The organism is Bradyrhizobium acaciae (assembly GCF_020889785.1).
GTDB lineage: Bacteria > Pseudomonadota > Alphaproteobacteria > Rhizobiales > Xanthobacteraceae > Bradyrhizobium > Bradyrhizobium acaciae.
The window spans coordinates 12,742-31,468 of the sequence record NZ_JACMYK010000015.1 but is presented as its reverse complement, the minus strand read 5'-3'; the positions used below and the strand labels follow the sequence as shown (position 1 = coordinate 31,468).

At 60.8% G+C, this 18,727-nt stretch carries 17 protein-coding genes and 1 pseudogene; 4 read left to right on the top strand and 14 right to left on the bottom strand.

The features are described 5' to 3' along the window. Positions 1-78 precede the first annotated feature (78 nt). The 5 genes from H8A92_RS09470 to H8A92_RS09450 form a co-directional block, all read right to left on the bottom strand. Positions 79-1,287 (bottom strand): MFS transporter, encoded by a 1,209-nt coding sequence (locus tag H8A92_RS09470; RefSeq protein WP_229195556.1) that lies wholly within the window; start codon positions 1,285-1,287, stop codon positions 79-81. Between the two features lie 111 nt (positions 1,288-1,398). Next, on the bottom strand, positions 1,399-1,881 hold the full coding sequence (locus tag H8A92_RS09465) for a cupin domain-containing protein (RefSeq protein WP_229195555.1): 483 nt from the start codon (positions 1,879-1,881) through the stop codon (positions 1,399-1,401). Positions 1,882-1,992: 111 nt separating this feature from the next. Then, positions 1,993-2,988, bottom strand: coding sequence for a dihydrolipoyl dehydrogenase family protein (locus tag H8A92_RS40965; RefSeq protein ID WP_338026523.1), 996 nt, complete (start codon positions 2,986-2,988; stop codon positions 1,993-1,995). Beyond that, positions 2,946-3,353 carry an FAD-dependent oxidoreductase gene (locus H8A92_RS40765; protein WP_274613306.1) on the bottom strand — a complete coding sequence of 136 codons (408 nt, stop codon included), beginning with the start codon at positions 3,351-3,353 and terminating at the stop codon, positions 2,946-2,948. The genes H8A92_RS40965 and H8A92_RS40765 overlap by 43 nt, the downstream gene beginning before the upstream one ends. 87 nt (positions 3,354-3,440) lie before the next feature. Next, a complete protein-coding gene (locus tag H8A92_RS09450; protein WP_229195554.1) occupies positions 3,441-3,935 on the bottom strand; it encodes a DUF302 domain-containing protein in 495 nt (164 codons plus the stop codon). Positions 3,936-4,177: 242 nt separating this feature from the next. Between H8A92_RS09450 and H8A92_RS09445 the strand changes: the two are divergent. Beyond that, positions 4,178-4,893: pseudogene (locus H8A92_RS09445) on the top strand (peroxiredoxin-like family protein). A gap of 239 nt (positions 4,894-5,132) precedes the next feature. Here H8A92_RS09445 and H8A92_RS09440 read toward each other — a convergent pair. The 9 genes from H8A92_RS09440 to H8A92_RS09400 all read right to left on the bottom strand — a co-directional run bounded on the left by H8A92_RS09440 (position 5,133) and on the right by H8A92_RS09400 (position 16,000). After that, positions 5,133-8,225 carry an efflux RND transporter permease subunit gene (locus H8A92_RS09440; RefSeq protein WP_229195553.1) on the bottom strand — a complete coding sequence of 1,031 codons (3,093 nt, stop codon included), beginning with the start codon at positions 8,223-8,225 and terminating at the stop codon, positions 5,133-5,135. Then, a complete protein-coding gene (locus tag H8A92_RS09435; protein ID WP_229195552.1) occupies positions 8,222-9,298 on the bottom strand; it encodes an efflux RND transporter periplasmic adaptor subunit in 1,077 nt (358 codons plus the stop codon). Before H8A92_RS09435 ends, H8A92_RS09440 begins: the two co-directional genes overlap by 4 nt. Next, positions 9,295-10,344, bottom strand: coding sequence for an efflux RND transporter periplasmic adaptor subunit (locus tag H8A92_RS09430; RefSeq protein ID WP_229195551.1), 1,050 nt, complete (start codon positions 10,342-10,344; stop codon positions 9,295-9,297). The genes H8A92_RS09435 and H8A92_RS09430 overlap by 4 nt, the downstream gene beginning before the upstream one ends. Before the next feature lie 544 nt (positions 10,345-10,888). Next, positions 10,889-11,056, bottom strand: a complete 168-nt coding sequence (locus H8A92_RS09425) for a hypothetical protein (protein WP_229195550.1) — start codon at positions 11,054-11,056, stop codon at positions 10,889-10,891. 222 nt (positions 11,057-11,278) lie between these two features. Further along, on the bottom strand, positions 11,279-11,656 hold the full coding sequence (locus H8A92_RS09420) for a response regulator transcription factor (protein ID WP_229195549.1): 378 nt from the start codon (positions 11,654-11,656) through the stop codon (positions 11,279-11,281). Positions 11,657-11,772: 116 nt separating this feature from the next. Further along, the gene (locus H8A92_RS09415) at positions 11,773-12,411 is read right to left on the bottom strand and encodes a response regulator transcription factor (RefSeq protein ID WP_229195548.1); all 639 of its coding nucleotides are present in this window, start codon (positions 12,409-12,411) and stop codon (positions 11,773-11,775) included. Continuing rightward, positions 12,408-13,745 carry a sensor histidine kinase gene (locus H8A92_RS40960; RefSeq protein WP_229195547.1) on the bottom strand — a complete coding sequence of 446 codons (1,338 nt, stop codon included), beginning with the start codon at positions 13,743-13,745 and terminating at the stop codon, positions 12,408-12,410. The genes H8A92_RS09415 and H8A92_RS40960 overlap by 4 nt, the downstream gene beginning before the upstream one ends. Positions 13,746-14,117: 372 nt before the next feature. After that, positions 14,118-14,504 carry a hypothetical protein gene (locus H8A92_RS09405; RefSeq protein ID WP_229195546.1) on the bottom strand — a complete coding sequence of 129 codons (387 nt, stop codon included), beginning with the start codon at positions 14,502-14,504 and terminating at the stop codon, positions 14,118-14,120. Between the two features lie 608 nt (positions 14,505-15,112). Further along, positions 15,113-16,000: a LysR family transcriptional regulator gene (locus tag H8A92_RS09400; RefSeq protein WP_229195607.1), complete on the bottom strand. Its 888-nt coding sequence runs from the start codon at positions 15,998-16,000 to the stop codon at positions 15,113-15,115. A 183-nt stretch (positions 16,001-16,183) separates the two neighbouring features. Here H8A92_RS09400 and H8A92_RS09395 point away from each other — a divergent pair, with 183 nt between their 5' ends. The 3 genes from H8A92_RS09395 (at position 16,184) to H8A92_RS09385 (ending at position 18,564) form a co-directional block, all read left to right on the top strand. After that, a complete protein-coding gene (locus H8A92_RS09395; RefSeq protein ID WP_229195545.1) occupies positions 16,184-17,008 on the top strand; it encodes a 3-hydroxybutyrate dehydrogenase in 825 nt (274 codons plus the stop codon). 79 nt (positions 17,009-17,087) lie between these two features. Further along, the gene (locus H8A92_RS09390; protein WP_229195606.1) at positions 17,088-18,233 is read left to right on the top strand and encodes a DUF3734 domain-containing protein; all 1,146 of its coding nucleotides are present in this window, start codon (positions 17,088-17,090) and stop codon (positions 18,231-18,233) included. A 97-nt stretch (positions 18,234-18,330) separates the two neighbouring features. Continuing rightward, positions 18,331-18,564 carry a DUF2798 domain-containing protein gene (locus H8A92_RS09385; protein WP_338026522.1) on the top strand — a complete coding sequence of 78 codons (234 nt, stop codon included), beginning with the start codon at positions 18,331-18,333 and terminating at the stop codon, positions 18,562-18,564. Positions 18,565-18,727 lie beyond the last annotated feature (163 nt).

The window sequence follows — 18,727 nt, the reverse complement described above, 5'->3', positions numbered from 1 at the left end:
GAGTGTCTGCGGGGGCGGAGCGCCGCATCGCCGAAATGAGCATAAGATGCAGGTACGAATGCTCGGCCGGCGATCTCATCACTGCGATGGCGTCAGCCTCGCCGTGAGCAGCGAGGCGAGGGCCAACGCGCCGGCCACGCCGAACACACAGGCCATCCACCCTAACGAGTCGAAAAGTCGCCCTAGAACGGCGGTGCCCACCACGCCTCCAAGGAAGTAGCAAGCGAGATAGGTGCCACTCGCAATCCCGCGGTTTCTAGCCGCAGCTTGACCGACAAAACCGGTCGCAGCGGCCTGCGCAAAGAACGTCCCGACGCCGACCAGGACCATTCCAGTTAGAACCTGAGGCAGATGAGACGTCAGCATCAAAGGAAGGCCTACAGCGGCAACGCCGAGGCCGATCCAGACAGTCATGCGACTGCCGAGCCAAACGGCAACCTTTCCGGCGAGCAGTGTCGTGAGTATTGACGGCAGAAAGACGAAGTAAACGAAGCCAAGGTCCATCATGCCGAGCGACAGTGGCGGTCGCACCAGAATGAAATTGACGAACGTGAAGGTGCCGATAAAGGCGAACAGAATACAGAAACCGATGCCGAACGCAGCGCGCAGCCGTGGCGTTCGCCAATGCTCAAGCATGGCGCGAACCGGTGAGTCGTTCGCGGTAACCGATTGCATCGGTTCCACGCGGTCTATGGAGAAGTAGACCAGCGCAGCGCCGGCGAGGTTTAGGGCCGCGAAGAAATAGAAGTTCCAGGCAAGGCCAAGACTGTCGGCAAGCGCGGCGGAGATCAGTCGGCCAATCAGATTGCTGGCCACGTTACCCGTGATGTAGGCGGCAAATGCTCCGCCGGTGTCCATAGCGCTGCACTGCTCACCGAGGTAGGCAAGCGTCAGTGTGAAGGCCGAAGCCATGAATAGACCCTGCGCGACGCGCAAGATCGTGAAAACGGCAATACCAGGTGCTATCGCAAGCAGACTTGTGGGTATCGCCAGAAGCGAGAGGCTGAGAAGGATGCCGAGTCGTCGATCGATGTGCGGGCTGAAGAACCCTACGACGAGACTTGAGATTGCCATTCCAAACGTGCTGGCGTTGACCGCAAATCCCATCGCGGCCGGGGTTACGCCGTAGTGGCGCGTAAGAGACGGGAGAATCGCCTGGGTTGCGAACAGGTCGACGACGGTCAGGAATGCGGTCAGTCCGATCACAAGTGATCGAAGCGCAACGCCTGGCGAATGCTCGCGCATCTCGGCCGTAACCGGCTCCATGCTCGTGGATAGATCGGTCATTGCGCGACATCTCCTCATTTCGAAAGACGATGTGACGCCCGGGCGCGCGGGGGAGCACGGGGGATTCCGAGTCGTCACATCTGGTAACGAGGCCGGGGCTGGGGGCGCTCGTTACATGTTGTGGTCGGCCGGATCCTTGCGGACGTCGCCGACATACAGAATGACCGTTTCCTTGCCGAGATTCTTCCACCAGTGTGTGGTCCCGAACACTTCGGGGCGGAGGTCGCCAGCCTTGTGCACGATCGGGTCGATGCAGTTGGAAGCGTATTCGACGATCTCGCCCTGCTGCACAAAGATAAGTGCCGGCCGGTCGTCATGGCTGTGCCAGGGGACAATGCCGCCAGGCTCAATCGTCAGCTTGCGGAAGCGCAACTCGCGGCCCTCGATATGCGCCGGCTGTTTGCCGAGATCGATGGACCCGAGCGTGACGTCGGTTACGCCAACGGGCTTGTAGTCGACCATCGGTTGAGCATTCGGCTTGATCTTGCTGGCCGGACATTCGCCGGCGAACACCGATTGCGTGGCGAGCGTAAGCGCGCCGACAAGAGCAGCTCCGGTCCACATCGCATGGGATAGCTTAAAGGTCTTGAGCATTGGGAGTTCTCCTTGTTCGCCGTAACCTCGTTGGTGCGGCTATGGGTGCAGCTTCGACGAAGTTGACCGCGCCTTGAAATGCCGTCTGTCTCTCGAAACGATAGCGGATCGCTATGCGTGCCCGAGCATGTGCTTGATGTCGGCCGAAAAGGTCGGATAGGCGTAGACGTTGTCGCGTAGTTGCTTCGCAGTGATGCCGAACTTGATTGCGAGGCCGAAAACGTTGATGAGCTCCTGGCCGGCATGGCCAACGAAGTGCGCGCCGAGGATCAGGTCGCTGGCTCGGTCGACGATTATTTTCGACCAGGCGACGGTCTCGGCATATGATTGAGCCGAGAACCAGTCGCGCATGTCGTTGACGTGCACATCGATGGCCGAACCGGTCTGCCGTGCAGCGTTTTCGGTCAAGCCGACAGCAGCCAGCGACGGCACGGTGTAGACCGAGGTCGCGATGCCCGCGTAATCGGGCGCGTGACGCGGTCCATTGACGATATTGCGACCTACTATCTCACCTTCGTAGGTCGCGAGCGGGGACAGTTGGGGCGAGACAGGAACGGCATCGCCGCATACGTGGACCTGAGGGTTTGAAGCAGACCTCAAGTAGCGATCTATGACGATGCAACCGTTCACTTGCTCCACCCGGCCTGCCGCCAAATCGAGCGCATCCACATTGGCTATCCGGCCGACGCCGTTGACGACGCGATCCGCTTCGAGCGCCTGTTCGATGTCGCCATCCGTAAAGACCACCCGGAGCCGGTGGCCGACCTGCTCGATCCGCCGGACCTTGACGTCGGTCCTGATCTGGATGCCGATGCGTTCGCTTTCGGCGTGAAGTTGCGCGACGGCATCGGAGTCCATGGCGGGGAGGAGCTGCGGCAGGGCCTCCAGAACCGACACCGCGGTGCCAGCCCGCGCGTAAACATGCCCGAATTCCAGCGAGATTACGCCGCCGCCGACGAATATCACCGAACTCGGCAGTTCACGTTCGCTCAGTAACTCGTCTGAGGTGATCATGTGCTCGGCACCAGGAATCGGCAGCAGCCGCACCTTGGACCCCGTGGCAACTACGATGTGCTTGGCCTGGAGCACGCGATCGCCGGCCTCGATGGTGTCGGGGGCAACGAAGACACCCTTACCCCTGATAACCTCGACTTCTCGGCGCGCATGGCGCGGGCGAGGTTGGACGGAATGTCCGTGATCATCGCCTTCTCACGATCGATCAGTGCCCCCCAATTCAGCCGGGGCTTGCCAACTGCAATGTGATGAACGGACGCGCGATCAATATCGTGCAGGGCCTGGCCCGCAGCGACCAGGATCTTCTTCGGCGTGCAGCCGCGGTTTGGACAGGTACCGCCAAGTTCACGCGGCTCGATCATCGCGACCGAGAAGCCGGCGCGCCGGACCGGACCGGTCACGCCGATACCGGCGTTACCGCCACCCAGGATCACCACGTCGAATCTCTCGCTGGTCATGGAAGGTTCTCCGCGGTCTCATCAGAGCTTCGCTTGGGCATCCGGACGGCGCATTCCAAGCCGCGCCGGCGCCGGTGCGATCGGTGGCTACTTCGTTGTGATCGTCGAGGTAATCGACTTCACGACCACGGTGGCCATTTTGAACTGCGCTTCGCGATTGTGGATGTTGTGCCGCTTGGCGATCCAGTCGAAGTCGGTCCACACAGCCCAGACGTCGCCGTTCTCGTCCTGCGTGAGGAGCAGGCGAACAGGCCAATCGAGGCCGGCATTGGGATTGGCGGTAATGAACTGGGTGCCAAGCGGAGGATTGCCGAAGATGAGCAATGTCGAAGGTCGAAGCTTGATGCCGGCATCCGCGGCAAGTTTCGACTGATCGACCTCAAGAAAGAATTTGATGCCCTTGGTGGAAATGTCCGCCTTGATGCGGCTGATCGCTTCGGGCATCGACACCGCGCTCTTCACCCGGACGATGCCATCGTCGCTGTCGGCCCGCGCGAGCGATGTCGCGGCGGCAAGGACGAGGCAGCACAGCAGAAGGGGGCTGACAAAATTCGCAATGCGCAGGATGATCTGACGTTTCATGAGGTTTTCCTCCGGGGTAAACTTTGGACCACACGAGGATGGACGGCCTCCTCAAGGAGGTGAAATACCGTCTGACTCTGGAGCCGATAGCTGCGCGCTATCGCGGTGCGATAGGCGGCGGCTATTGAACCTATTGAGGATCGGCATTTCCGTTTGACGGGGATCGGCCATTCGATGACGGGCGCCCCTTGCGAGGCGAACGAAATGCCGAATAATAGACCTCACTCTTGCCGGAGCGGAAAATGACATCCCTTTCCCCAGCCGACGCAGAACGGCTCAAGCTCGCCTTCCAGCGCTGTCGTGACATGGAAGGGACGCTGAATGAGCAGCTTCGGGCTTATGCGAAAGCCGGCCGCGAGATCTTTCCCGCCTATGGCGAGGCGGTCGACCGTCTCGTCGCGCGACTAGCCGAGAATGGTGGCGGAGAGAACGCGCCTCGCCCGGCGAGGTGATGCCGGCCTTCGTGTTGCCCGACGAGAAAGGACGCCTGGTTACGCTGGATTCGCTGATCGCGCACGGCCCCGTAGCGATCATGTTCTTTCGAGGTCATTGGTGCCCCTATTGCCGGCTGAACGTCCGAGCAGTGATCCAGGCGCAGGATCGTATCGAGGCGCTGGGCGCGCAGATCGTTGCCATCATGCCGGAGACGCAGGAATATACTGAGCAGTTCAAGGCCGAGTCCGCGGCGCCCTTCCCAGTATTAACCGATCTCGACAACGGTTATGCGCTTTCCCTCAATCTGGCGATCTGGCTGGATACGGAGATCCAGGGACTGCTGTCCTATCAGGATATGGCGCGGTTTCACGGCAACGACGGCTGGATGCTGCCGATCCCAGCGGTCTTCGTCATCGGGCGCGATGGGCTGGTGAAGGCTCGCTTCGTCGATCCCGATTTCCGCAAGCGCATGGAAATCGACGACCTGCTCAAGGCGCTGGAAAGCGCGAGCCGTGAGCATTGACCTTCGGCTAGGCGCGTGCCCACAACTGGATTGCCGCACGGATCAGTACGTCCATATCTGCTCGACTCCAGACAGCAGGGCAATGACGAGCATGTCCCAACCGCTGCTTGGGGCCAATACCTGACATGTGCTCGTCTGGACCCAATTTCAAATAGCTGATCTTATTCAGCCTCAAATAACAGTGTTGCGGCGTGGATGCGTTTGTTCAGGCGCCGCCCTTGAAGTACCGGCGTTGGATATCATGCAACTTCTCGTTCAGCCTTCGGTTCTGCAGATTGCGTGCGCGGATCGGCGGGCGCCTTGATGCGGAACCAGGCGACGTACAGCGCCGGCAGGAACAAAAGTGTCAGCACCGTGCCGACGATGATGCCGCCCATCATCGCATACGCCATCGGCCCCCAGAAGATCTCGCTCGCAATCGGGATCAGCGCGAGGCTGGCCGCCAAGGCCGTCAGCATGATCGGCCGCATCCGGTGCTCGGTCGCTTCCACGACGGCGTCCCATGCGTGCCGCCCTTCGTCGCGCAACTGCTCGATCTGCACGATCAGGATCACGGAGTTGCGGATCAGGATGCCGATCAGCGCCAGCACGCCGAGAATGGCGACGAAGCCGAGCGGCGCCCGGCTCGGCAGCAGCGCAGCCACGACGCCGATCAAGGCCAGCGGCGCAACCGCAGACACTAGGAACAGCTGCTGGAAGCTCTGCAGCTGCAGCATCAAAATCGTCGCCATGATGAACAGCATCAGCGGCACCACGGCGACGATCGGCGCCTGACTCTTGATGCTCTCCTCAACGCTGCCACCGGTTGCCATCGAATAGCCGGCTGGCAATTTTGCGGTGAATGCCGCCAGTTGCGGTTTGAGCTGATCGACGATGGTGGCCGCCTGCACTGAATCCAGAATGCCAGCCTTCAGCGTGATGGTCGGCAGGCGTGAGCGCCGCCAGATCGTCGGCTGCTCAATTTCGTAGCGCAGCGTGGCCACGGCGGCGAGTGGCACGGCCTGACCACTGGTGCCGGTTAGTTGCAGATCCCGTAGCGTTTCAATCGAACGGCGTTCGGCGGCTTTGGCTCTCCCGAGCACCTTGATCAGGTAGATATCGTCGCGCACCTGGGTCACTGTGGTGCCGTCCAGAACGCCGTTCAGCGCCGTCGCGATGTCCTCGGAGGTCACGCCGAGCTGCCGCGCCTTGTCCTGCAGAACATCGACCTTGACGACGCGCGAAGGCTCTGCCCAGTCGAACACCACGTCGCCGAGATGCGGATTGCTGCGCAGGATGCCTGCCAGTTGCCGGGAATACTCCCGCACCCCGGCGATGTCGGGGCCGCTCATACGGAACTGCACCGGCCGACCGACAGGCGGCCCGATCTCGAGCAGCTTCACGAAGGCGTCCGTACCCGGAAACGTCTTCTTCAGATAGGTCTGCAGCTCAGCCTTGACGCGATCCCGCGCCTCCAGACTCTTGGTGACGATGACGATCTCGCCAAATGACAGGTCGGCCGGCTGCACGTCGAAGGACAGCACGAAGCGCGGCGCGCCTCGCCCCACATAACTCGACCAATGATCGACTCCAGGATTGCCCTTGAGCGCCTCCTGCTCGAAGCGAGCTATCTGCGCATCGGTTTCGGCGATCGAACTGTTCTGCGGCAGGCTAAAATCGACAATCAGTTCGTCCCGATCGGACGCCGGAAAAAACTGCTGCTGCACGAAGCCCATGCCGGCGAGCGACAATCCGAACACCGCAAGCGTGACCGCGATGGTCGCCCAGCGCCAGCGCATGCAGAAGGCGAGGAGACGGGAGAAGCCAAGTTCCAACCGGCCCTTGTGCCCATGGTTGCTCGTCATCGTATCCGGCAGGATGGTGACGCCGAGCAACGGCGTGAACAGCACCGCGACGATCCACGACACGACGAGGGACACCGCGATGACGACGAACAGCGTGAAGGTGAACTCGCCTGCATTGCTGTTGTTCAGCCCGATCGGAATGAAGCCAGCGACCGTGACCAGCGTTCCGGTCAGCATCGGAAACGCGGTCGAGGTGTAGACATGGGTCGCCGCCTTCTTCAGCGTATCTCCAACCTCCAGACGCGCCACCATCATCTCGACCGCGATCATCGCGTCGTCCACCAGCAGGCCGAGCGCGATGATCAGCGCGCCGAGCGAGATGCGCTGCAGCGAGATGCCGGCGGACGCCATGACCAGGAAAGTAATGGCGAGCACCAGCGGAATCGAGATCGCAACCACCAGGCCCGCCCGCATCCCCAGGCTGAGGAAGCTGATGGCGAGCACGATGACGACGGCTTCAAATAGCGCCTTGGTGAAGCCGGACACCGCGTGATCCACGATCACCGGTTGATCCGACACCAGATGCACACCGACCCCGATCGGTAGATCGGCCACGACCCTGGTCATTTCCTTTTTCAACGCGACGCCGAATTCCAACAGGTTGGCGCCGGCCTTCATGCCGATCGCGAGCCCGATCGCCGGCTCTCCGTTGAAGCGAAACAGGTTGGACGGGGGGTCGGCATAGCCGCGCGTGATCGTGGCCACATCGGTGAGCGGAAAATACCGGTCATTGACCCGCAGATTGACCGCCTTCAGGCTGGCCTCGGACGTGAAGTGTCCACTGACGCGCGCGCTGATCCGCTCCGGCCCCGCCTGCAGAACGCCCGAGGGCGCGATTGCATTTTGCTCTTGCAACGAGGTCAGGATCGCGCGCTCATCGAGCCCCAGTGCAGCGATCTTGCGAGTGGAGAATTCGAGATAGATGACTTCATCCTGCGCGCCGATGATATCTACCCGGCCGACATTCGGCACGGTCAGAACCTTGGAGCGGACATACTCGACCCGGTCGCGTAGTTGGCGCTGGCTCAGCCCGTCGCTTGTGAACGCGTAAATGTTACCGAATACGTCGCCGAACCTGTCGTTGAACGTTGGCCCAATGACGCCTTCTGGAAAGTCGCCTTTGATATCGTTGATCATGTTGCGCACACGCACCCAGGTCGGAACCACGTCCCGCGCCTTGGTGTCGTTGCGAAGATTGACGTAAACGGTTGTTTGTCCAGCGACGGTCAGACTCTTTGTATAGTCGAGCGATTCCAGCTCCTCGAGCTTCTTCTCGATCCGCTCGGTGACCTGACGCGTCATCTCATCGGCGGACGCGCCGGGCCATTGCGCCTGAACCAACATGGTCTTGATGGTGAACGCGGGATCTTCCTCGCGCCCCAATTGCATGTAGGAAAACAGTCCGGCAGCCATGAACGCGATCATGAAATACCAGACCAGCGAACGGTGCTCGAGCGCCCAATCGGACAGGTTGAATGACTTCTTCACGGCTTGGCTTCCTGATCGATGCGGACCTTCTGGCCATCTACAAGGCTATGCACGCCCGCAGTCACCACGCGCGAACCTTCCTCGATGCCGGCGACGATGCGTGCGCCGCTGCCGTCGTCAGCCGAACTGGTGACCTCGCGCAATGCCACCGTGTATTTGGACGGATCGACCAGCCAGACCAGCGTTTTGCCGTCTTTGACGAGAATGGCTGACACCGGCAGTCGGAGCGTCGGATGGCTGCTGGTAACGGGTGTCATCACCGTCGTCCCCAGCCGGAATGTCGTGGGAGGATTGTCGAGCGTAATGCGGACGCGGCGCGTGCGCGTCACGGCGTCGGCCTGTGGTGCGATCTCGCGGATCCGGCCTTCGGCCTGGATCGCGGGGTCGAGCTGGAGGCTGACCGTGAAAGGCTGGCCGATCCGCAACGTGCTGGCCACGTCGTCGGCGACATCGATGACGGCTTCACGGATCTCGGGGCGCGCGACCGTCACGACGGTTTGACCGGATGACACGACCTGGCCGACCTCGGCACCAACCGCGGTGACGACGCCGGCGAATTCTGCCTTCAATTGGGCGTAGCCGAGCTGCTCGCGCGCCTTGGTTAGATCGGCTTGAGCGCGAACCAAGGTCGCCTGCGCCGAGGCGGTGGATTGCTCAGCGCTTTCCATATCTGCCTGGCTGATGACCTCAGTCTTGAGCAGAGTACGTTGGCGTTCCTCGAAGCCGCTGGCGTTGGTCAATTTGGCCTGACTGCTCGACACGTCCGCAATCGCCGAGCGCACCGCGAGTTCAAGCGAGGTCGGGTCGATCGCTGCTACGGTCTGTGCCTTCTCGATCGTGTCGCCGATGTAGACCGGGCGCGCAATCAGCCGTCCCTGCACGCGGAAGCTCAGATCGGTTTTGAACTGCGGCTCCACGGTACCGACGACGACACTGCTTTCCGTCAGGCCCGGCTTTAGGACTGTCGACAATACCGGCCGCACCGGTAGAGGTGCGACCGCCTGGTCCTCACATCCGGCCGCCGCAAAGCAGATGCAGAGCATCGCACTGATACGAATTCCGTGTTTCATCATGAGCTCTCCCCGTCGAACGTGACGGTTTGTCCCGGGCTGAGCAATTTGCTGCCATCGGTGACGACGCGATCACCCGGCTGCAGCCCGCTCCTGATGACAATGGTTCCGGTTTCGTAGTTATCGACGACAATCGGCTTCAGGAACACCGTCTTGTTGGCCGGGTCGACGACCCAGACCGCAGGTGCAGTGCCGTCGGCCGTCAGCGCGCTCCAGGGCAGAACGATCCGATTCTTTGGCTTCCAACGCACCGTCCCGGTGACCGCGCTTCCCAGCGTCATCGCTGCTGGCGGATTGTCGATCGCGATCTTGACTCGCACCGTCGCCGTCTTCGGATCGATGGTCGGGGAGACCTCGCGGGCATGCCCCTGCGCCTTGACGGCCGGATTCGACACCAGCGTCAAAGTGATGGCACTGCTCTCCGGTTGCTCGAAGAAAATCGACTCATACACATCGAACACGGCGTCCCGGGGGCCGTCCTCCGCCAGCGTGAATGCCGATTGCGCCGCCTGCGCGACCTGACCGACCTCGATATTGCGTGCCGTGATCACGCCATTGGCCTTGGCGCGTAGCTCGGTAAAGCTCAGATTGTCTTTCGCAGTGCCAACCTCGGCCTTAGCGGCATCGAGCGATGCCTCCGCCGTGCGCAACGCCTCCTGCGCCTGCTCATACGACGATCGCGTGGTGAAGCCCTGCGCGATAAGGGTTTTTTGTCGAGTGAAGGTAGCGGCCGTGACGCGGACCTCGGTCTCGGCGCCGGTCACCTTGGCGATCGCGGCATCGAGATCGGCCTGCTGCTCTGTCGGATCGAGGCGCGCCAATACATCGCCGGCGTTCACGTGCGCTCCAACATCCACCAGCCGCTCGATCACCCGGCCGCTGACTCGGAAGGAAAGTTCAGCGCGGATTCGGGCCTGAACATCGCCCGTCAGCGTGGTCGACCCCTGGCGATCCTGAAGGCTTACCGTTTCCGTGCGGACCAGCGTCCGAGGCTTAACCCAACCATCGCTCTGATCGTTGCAGCCGGCCAGCCAGGCGGCGAGGGTCAACAAACAAGCAGTTCGGAAGCCGAAGGAGAGGCCAGAACCTGAGTCACATCGAACGCGATGAATCATGGCAATTCACTCAGTTGCCGGGATCGCGCCACCAAGGGCAGACAGACTATTCTGGCGGCGAGAGCGACGATTGATCTAAATCAAGACCCACCAACGGCTGATCTGAATGAAAGGACATCACACTGACGAAAGCGTTCAGGTCCTTCGATCGGACGCAGCTCGCAAACTTCGATTCGAGCTAGTAGCACGGTGGATAAGGGTAATATCCACATCTGGGTCTGGCGTAATATGCGCCGGCAGCGGCAGCTCCGACGCCGACGACCGCGGCACCACGAGCTACCGGATAACGATAGCCAACGCCGGGACGACCGACTCCAACGCCAGGACGACCGACTCCCACTCCGGGGCCGCCGACCCCGCCAAACCCACGTCCGGGACGCGCAAATGCGTCGGATGAAACAGTCACGATAGATGCAACGCCGATTATAACGGCCGCAAGTAGGATGCTTCGATGAGACATGATAGTGCCCTTCCCGAGCTAAACGTCTTCGAACAATCGCTGCATCGCGAGCCTCTGGGCATCCGCAACGCGGTCGAACAATGCCCACTCTGAAATTTGCCGAGCCCGGCGCAAAAGCTTCGCCGCGCTGCTAGCCAACTCGTTCCGAGAGGTCGCGGTGTTCGTGGCCATGTCGTTCGTGGCCATGTCGCGCTCTCCGTCGAGTTGTCACTTTTCTTGACGAGGAGGCTAGAATTGTCGCGCCATGCGATCCAGTGTACGTGGGTAATGATCGGCGTTGAAAACGTAAAGAAGCCTATACGTCGGTATAGCGTCGATATTTTCGCGGGCGAACATACGGCCTGAGGAGCGGTGACGTGACATGGCTTGTTTTGAGAAGATGCCGCAGAAGCAGTGCTGGGCTGGTGTTCAGCGAACCCCGGGGCTCTTCAGTGCCTTGTCCAGGCATAGAATCAGGCACTCGGCGCTGAACGGCTTGCTCAGGAATCCGAACGCTCCAGCTCCTAGCACACGCGCGCGAGTTGTGTCTTCGTAAAACGCGGTCACAAAAATGATCGGCGTATGGTGGCCGTCGGCAATCAACCGATCCTGCAGGTCGGCTCCGCTCATACCCGGCATGTGCAGATCGGTGATCAGGCACGATGAGCTCTCCGCGCAATCGGACTGCAGATACTCCTCGGCAGAAGCGAAGGTAGCGACGGTGTACCCAAGCGACAGAACAAGGGCCTCCGTTGCCTCTCGATTAGGTTCGTCATCGTCAACAATGGAAATCAACGGAACCTTCAACTTCCGGCGTCCTTGCTGGGGATGACAGGCATGGTGCTCCGAGGCCTATCGCGCCACTGTGCATTGGGAAGCGCGAGGAACCAAGGCTGATGGGATATACATAGGTATATTGGAGATTATTTCGGCTTGCGACGAACGCCCAATGCCTCTGCCATCAGCACTAACTCGGCGAGCGATCGTGCGCCCATCTTGCGCATAATGCTGCCGCGGCGGACTTTCACCGTGACTTCGCTGACTCCAATCTCGTCGGCGATCTGCTTGCTCATCAGACCGGAGGCCACGAAGCCCATGATCTGCTGCTCGCGCGGAGTCAGGGTATCGAAACTCAACTTCAATCTGGAGGCATCGCTCGCGTCCTTGCGTCGGCGTCGGTCCTGCTCAAGGCCGGCCCGGACCGCGTCCAGCATGTCCTGGTCGCGAAATGGTTTGGGCAAAAACTCGACCGCGCCGGCTTTCATGGCCTGCACAGTCATCGGTATGTCGCCGTGACCGGTCATGAAGACGATTGGAATGCGAATGTTCGCCTTGGCCAATTCCGCCTGAAAATCCAGGCCACTCGGGCCGGGCAGCCGGACATCAAGCACCAGGCAACTGGCGACGTCAGGACGTTCGCGTGCAAGGAACTCCGGGGCGGAAGCGAACAGTTCGACCTGTAATCCGACCGATTGAAACAGGCTGCTGAGCCCCTCGCGCATGGCGTTGTCGTCGTCGATGACAAAAACGACCGACCGGCTGTTGAGATCGTCTTGCTTCATGCGCCGTCCACCCTCCCGCTCGGCAGAACAACGCGAAAAACCGCACCGTGTGGATGTCCCGGCGACGCCGAGAGGCTTCCATGATGAGATTCGACGATCGACCGGCAGATCGCGAGCCCCATTCCCATGCCCTGGGGCTTCGTTGTAAAGAACGGGTGGAAGATACGGCCGAGGTTTTCTTGATCAATTCCTGGTCCGGAGTCCTCTACGCTGATCAAGATGCTATCAGGCTGGCCGATCGCCGATCCTACTCGCAGTGTCCGCGCACGACCGTTGACCGTGCTCATGGCCTCAATCGCATTTGCAATCAAATTGGCGACAACCTGCTGGAGTTGCACCCGATCCGCGAACACCGGTAACGGGTCCGGCATCAGCTCGGTCTGGACCAGAACCTGATCGCTACGCAACTCGGAATCCAGTATCGCAAGCACTTCGCGGATCAATTGGTTGACGTCCAGCGGTGCCTTTTCCCTGGTATCGCTCTGGAACATCGCCCGGATGCCGTTGATGATTTGACTCGCCCGATTGCCCTCCCTGACGACGCGCTCGAGCGCGGCGCGCACTTGTTCGAGATGATCCGCCCGTGGATTCGAGAGCCAGCGCAGGCCCGCATTGCCGTTAGTTACGATTGCCGCGAGCGGCTGATTGATTTCGTGCGCGATCGAGGCCGCCATCTGTCCCACTGCGGTGAGGCCTCTAACTCGTGCAAGCTCGGACTGCGTCGCCCGAAGCGCGGCCTCTGAGCGCCTACGAACCAGGGCTTGGGCCATCACCTCGCCAATGACTTTTATCCGCGCGACAAACTCGTCCGGCCATTCCCGACTGGATTGGAACGCAACAAAAGCGATCATCGCAACGATGTTGCCACCCACGGCCAGCGGAATCAGAAGCTGCGGGACGATGCCGCGTTGGCGGTAGTGTTCGTCAACGGCTGCACGTACCTCCGCAGGATAGTCCTCCCAAGAGCGGAATGTGATGGTATGTCCCGAGTATAGCTCCCTTTCAGCCCATTTTCTGAAACCCGTGACCGGGCCGCGCGGAACCGGTTCTAAACCCTCGGCTGCTGCCGAGCACAGAATAGAAAGATCGCCTCCGTCGCTGAACTCCCCAAAGGTACCGCGAGCAAAGCCCAGAAACTTGAAGAGTTGCCTCAGTGCGCTTTCGATTTCGGCGACAACCTGGTCAGCACTAACATTCGCGAAGCGGGCGGAGAGATCAGAAAGCAGCCGCTCAAACGCCAGGAGTTCGTCCAGCGAGGGATCGAGCGTGCAGCTCTTCAAGGCCACCTTCTTGCCGCGGGAAACGCGCTCCTTCCCGGCGCGCTTTACCCGCACTCTCCCCCTCATCGCAGGCCTCCGCCTGAAACCGCCCGCCTCTCTAGCGGCGAATTGGCATAAAGAGATTACCACCTACTGGCCTTTAAGCCTATGGCCGGAAGGTGCTCCCGACTGTGCTCAAGCGGCGGTCCGACCATTAGACCTGTCAGGCCCATTTTACCCCGAGAGCAACCTTTTGCGGTCGCGCTTGGGCATTCGCCTGGGGGCCTATAAACTTGGCGCCCCTGGCAGCAACTCGGTCACGCTTTGCATCGAGGTGATCGAAATGGGCTCGGTGGGGGTACTAGAGCAGAGCCCAGCCCGCGGGACAATATTGCGCCGGGGTTGACCGACATGGTCAAACGCAGCGGTGAGACTGCAGCGGTGAGACTATGGACACCGCTGATACGTCTTGAGACTGCTGAAATTGGGCCCGGCCGAAATTTTGTTCGTGTCGTCGGGCCGGATGACCAGATTGGATTCCGACCAGCCCTGCTGCTGCGTGCGCTTGTTCGGGCAGCGCAAATGGGCGGAGTAGATAGCACCTTGCGGGCCAGGGGTTTCGCTCACCCACATCACGGTGCAGCTCCCGGCGGGGCCGGCGTAAGTCTTGGCTGCTAGGGCGACGCCGGATTTGTCCGCGCCGTTGCAGACATCCGCGCTCGTCGCCCATGATCCGCGCAGTGCTTCCGGGACCGCCCCGTGCCGTTTTACGCCGGCTATTGCTGCCTGTGATGAGATTGCGATCAAGATGACGAGAGGAATAGCGGTACGCATGACACACCCTCTTGCTGGTCGGGACATGGACGGGCCCGGGCGCACAGTTGTCCCAAGGTGCGCCGACGCAGCAGTTCGGGCTTCCGGACTTGAACGCTGAACTTAACTTCCGTATTGGAATCAGACGCGGACCCTGATCTCCTCAATGTTGGCCGGATGCCGAAGCTCAAAGCCACCGACAATCCCGCGCCCACAATCAACCTCCGCAGCGTCTACGAACCAGGCACGAAGAATGCTTTCACCAAAGCATCATTCATTTATTGATTTGGATCAATGGAGCCAGGGGTGTTGCCGGCGTGGGCACGACGTCTGTTCAGGGTCAACGGACCAAACCGCTCGCGCGGTAGGACGCCGCGGCCATATACGTCCTATTGATCGCCTGAAGGTTGTTTGACGCGACTTAACTCGATCACGCGGCATCGTCCTACGTCCCCCCATCGCGGTTTCCTCCTTTGGAGGCTTTCGGACGCCGGCCGCCGAATATGCCGCGCCGTCCTTCATGCGGCCGGCATCCGAAACCCTTCTCTGCTTTGCCGCCAGCAGCGGAAATTGCCTCCATGAGGACACGGCCTAGCCTCGCTCGTGTCTCCGGAAAGAAGCTGGGCCAGCTACCCCGCGGTCTCTCGCCAATCAGAGCCTCTTAGCATCCGCATGACGGCAGAGGCTACCGCGGTACGCTGACGCCCCGCAACGCCATAGAGATTGACCGTGCGGCGGGCGTCCAATCCCACCACGCCCGCGCGTTTGAGATTCGCCGGTAGAAGCGACGTGTGCGGCACCATGGCGATGCCTATATCGGCTTCGACCAGCTCGATCAGATCGCGCTCACAGGAGATTTCGTGACCATGGTCGACGTCGATGCCGTGCTCGCGCAGTGAGGCCGCAATGCGTTTGGAATGCTCGCAATAGCTTCGGCTCAACAGCTGCTCCGTACGCAAATCATCGAACTCGATCTCAGCGCAATCAGCGAGCCGATGGTCCTTGCTGACGACGAGCTCGAAGCTCTCCGTGAACAGTGGCCAGGTGTCGAGCCGGTCCCAGGCTTCATCGATCTCGGCCGCGATGCCGAGCTCCGCTTCGCCCTTCTTCAGGAGCTCGCCGACTTCCCGACTGGTGCCGCGCAGAAAGCAGAATTCGAGGCGATTGAACTGACGCTTGATCTCGCTCAGGTGGGGAATGAGCAGTGCAAGATCGATGGAATGCGTCAGCGCGATGCGCAGCGCCCCGATCTCGCCACTCTTGAACGAAGAGGCGAGCGAGCGAGCGCCCGCCGCCGCCTCAAAGCATTGCTTGAGCAGTGGATGCATGCGCTGCCCTAGCTCCGTCAGTTGCGCCGCCGGCCGCTCACGGCGGAACAGGTCGCCGCCGAGCTCGGCTTCGAGCTGCTTGATCGCCCGGGTGAGCGATGGTTGCGTCACATTGCATTCCTCGGCAGCGCGCGTGAAATTGAGCTGCTGCGCCACCGCGAGGAAATAGCGGACCTGGTGCATTTCCATGGATCGGCTCCCCAGCAAAATTGGTGGGAATCTTAGCGGATCAAGGCCAGGAATGACATCCCGGACCCCGATAGCGAGCGTGCATGGTTTCGGAAGCCAAAGGGCATTTCCGGAGCGACGGAAAATCGCACAGGCTAGGTCGGGCCACCAGACCCGCCATCGCTCAAATGAGAGGCTTGGATTATGAACATTCCCATCAAGTTGCAGGATCAAACCGCCGCGCGGACGCTGGTCGGCAAGGTAGCGCTGGTCACCGGCTCGACCAGCGGCATTGGGCTCGGGATTGCGCGAGCTTTAGCGGCTGCCGGTGCCGATGTGGTGCTCAACGGTCTTGGGGCTCCGGGGGAGATTGGACGGACGCGCGAGCAGATCGTTGCGGATTTCGGGGTAGGGGCGAGCTATTCGCCCGCCGATATGAGCAAGCCGAAATCGATCGCTGAAATGATTGCGGCGACCGTGGCCCAGTCCGGCCGGCTGGATATCCTCGTCAACAATGCCGGCATCCAGCATGTCGCGCCGCTCGAGCAGTTTCCGGTCGAGAAGTGGGATCAGATCCTCGCGATCAACCTGTCGTCGGCCTTTCATACGACCCGTCTTGCACTGCCCGCGATGCGGCAGAATGGGTTCGGCAGGGTTATCAACATTGCGTCTGCCCACGCGCTGGTCGCATCTCCCTTCAAGGCGGCCTATGTCGCGGCCAAGCACGGCATCGTGGGCCTGACGAAAGTGACGGCCCTCGAGACTGCGGAAGAGGGCATCACCTGCAACGCGATCTGCCCAGGCTACGTCTATACGCCCCTTGTGGAAGCGCAGATCGACGGTCAAGCCCAGGCTCACGGCATTTCCCGCGATCAAGTCATCCGCGATGTACTTCTCGCCCAGCAGCCCAACAAGCGCTTCGCCACGGTGGAGGAAATCGGCTCGTTGGCGGTCTTTCTATCGACCGACGCGGCGGCTTCGATCACGGGCATAGCCCTCCCGGTCGATGGCGGTTGGACTGCTCACTGAGATGAGCAACCGTAACAAACTCCGCGGCTCTGCGAAGAATGACGAGAGCAAGCGTTCAGGAGAGCGAAAGATGAATGCGATGCACGGAAATGCGGTCGAGGCCGGCAAGGTCCGGGATTTGCCCGGCCAAGTCGTGCTTGTGCTGCAGGGCGGCGGAGCGCTCGGCTCGTATCAGGCCGGGGTCTACCAGGCAATCCACGAGGCCGGCATCGAGCCTGATTGGATCATCGGGACCTCGATCGGGGCGATCAACGCGAGCCTGATCGCGGGCAATGAGTCCCATAACAGATTGGCGAGGCTCAAGGCCTTCTGGAAGCGCATGGAGCAGAATCCGATCTGGAGCCTCCGCACGGCTTTCCCGGACTTCAACGACAAGCTCTCATACTGGTCGACAGTTACCAACGGAATTCCCGGCTTCTTTCGGCCGAATCCACTGGCTCATGCCGGGGATTCCTATCCGCTTGGCGCCGATCAAGCGGGCTTCTATTCGACGGCACCACTTGAGAAGACGCTGAGCGAGCTCGTGGACTTTGATTTGGTGAATCGTTGCAAGCCGCGGCTCACGGTAGGCGCGGCTCACGTCCGGACCAGCCAGATGCGCTACTTTGACACCCGCGACGGCGAACTGACGGTGAAGCACATCATGGCGTCTGGTGCGTTGCCGCCCGCATTTCCCGCGATACGAATTGATGGCGAATTGTATTGGGACGGGGGCATTTTATCGAATACGCCGACAGAAGCAGTGTTTGACGATAATCCGCGCAAGGATTCCCTGATCTTTGCAGTTCATCTGTGGAATCCGATGGGTCACGAGCCCACGACCATGGCAGAGGTCTTCAACCGGCATAAGGACGTGCAGTATTCGAGCCGAATTGCCAGCCAAATCGCACGACAGCAGCAGGCGCATCGGCTGCGTCACGTCATCAATCAGCTTGCCGCCCGGCTGCCTGAGAGCGAGCGCGCTGACCCTGCCGTTCGCGAGCTGACCGGTTATGGCTGCCGCACGCGCATGCATGTCGTTCGCCTTCTTGCGCCTCAGCTCGATCGCGAGACCCATACCAAGGACATCGATTTCAGCCCGAAAGGAATCATGCGACGCTGGGAGGCCGGTTACTCGCATACCAAGGGCGTCCTGGAACACAGGCCCTGGACCGGAGAGTTCGATCCTCTGACGGGTGTCATTTTGCACGAAACGCAGGACGTCATGCCTATGGCGGCGGAATGAGCAGCTAAGGCATCCTTTTTGAGCAGCCGCGTGCATTGAAAGGCCGACAGGCGCAAGTAGCATAGCCACCACCCAACGGATTTGGGGGACCTTGTTCGTGATTCCACGCCGCCACAGTCATTTTGTCTTCGGCGTCATACAGTCGGGAATGACCTCCCTCGTTGCGGCGGGCATCGCGAGCTTTCCCGCGATGGCGACAAGCCAATTCTTGTGGAATTGGCTTGCGTCATGGCTAGTTTCGTGGGCGGTTATGGCGCCGCTGGTCCTGGCCGCCGCGCCGACAATACGTTCGCTGTCGATGCTTCTTACACGAGACGATTCTCCGAAGTGAATCTGCCCAGCTGATCTAGCCAGCGTGGCTCATCAGCGTTGACCCAACTGCAGCCGGACCGGTGCGACTCGCACGAACGAAGGCATGCGCATCCGGCAAAGCGTTCGGTGCGGCGAGGCGGACCGCTTCGGAAGCAATGCTGAACCTCAACTAGAAGGCGTCT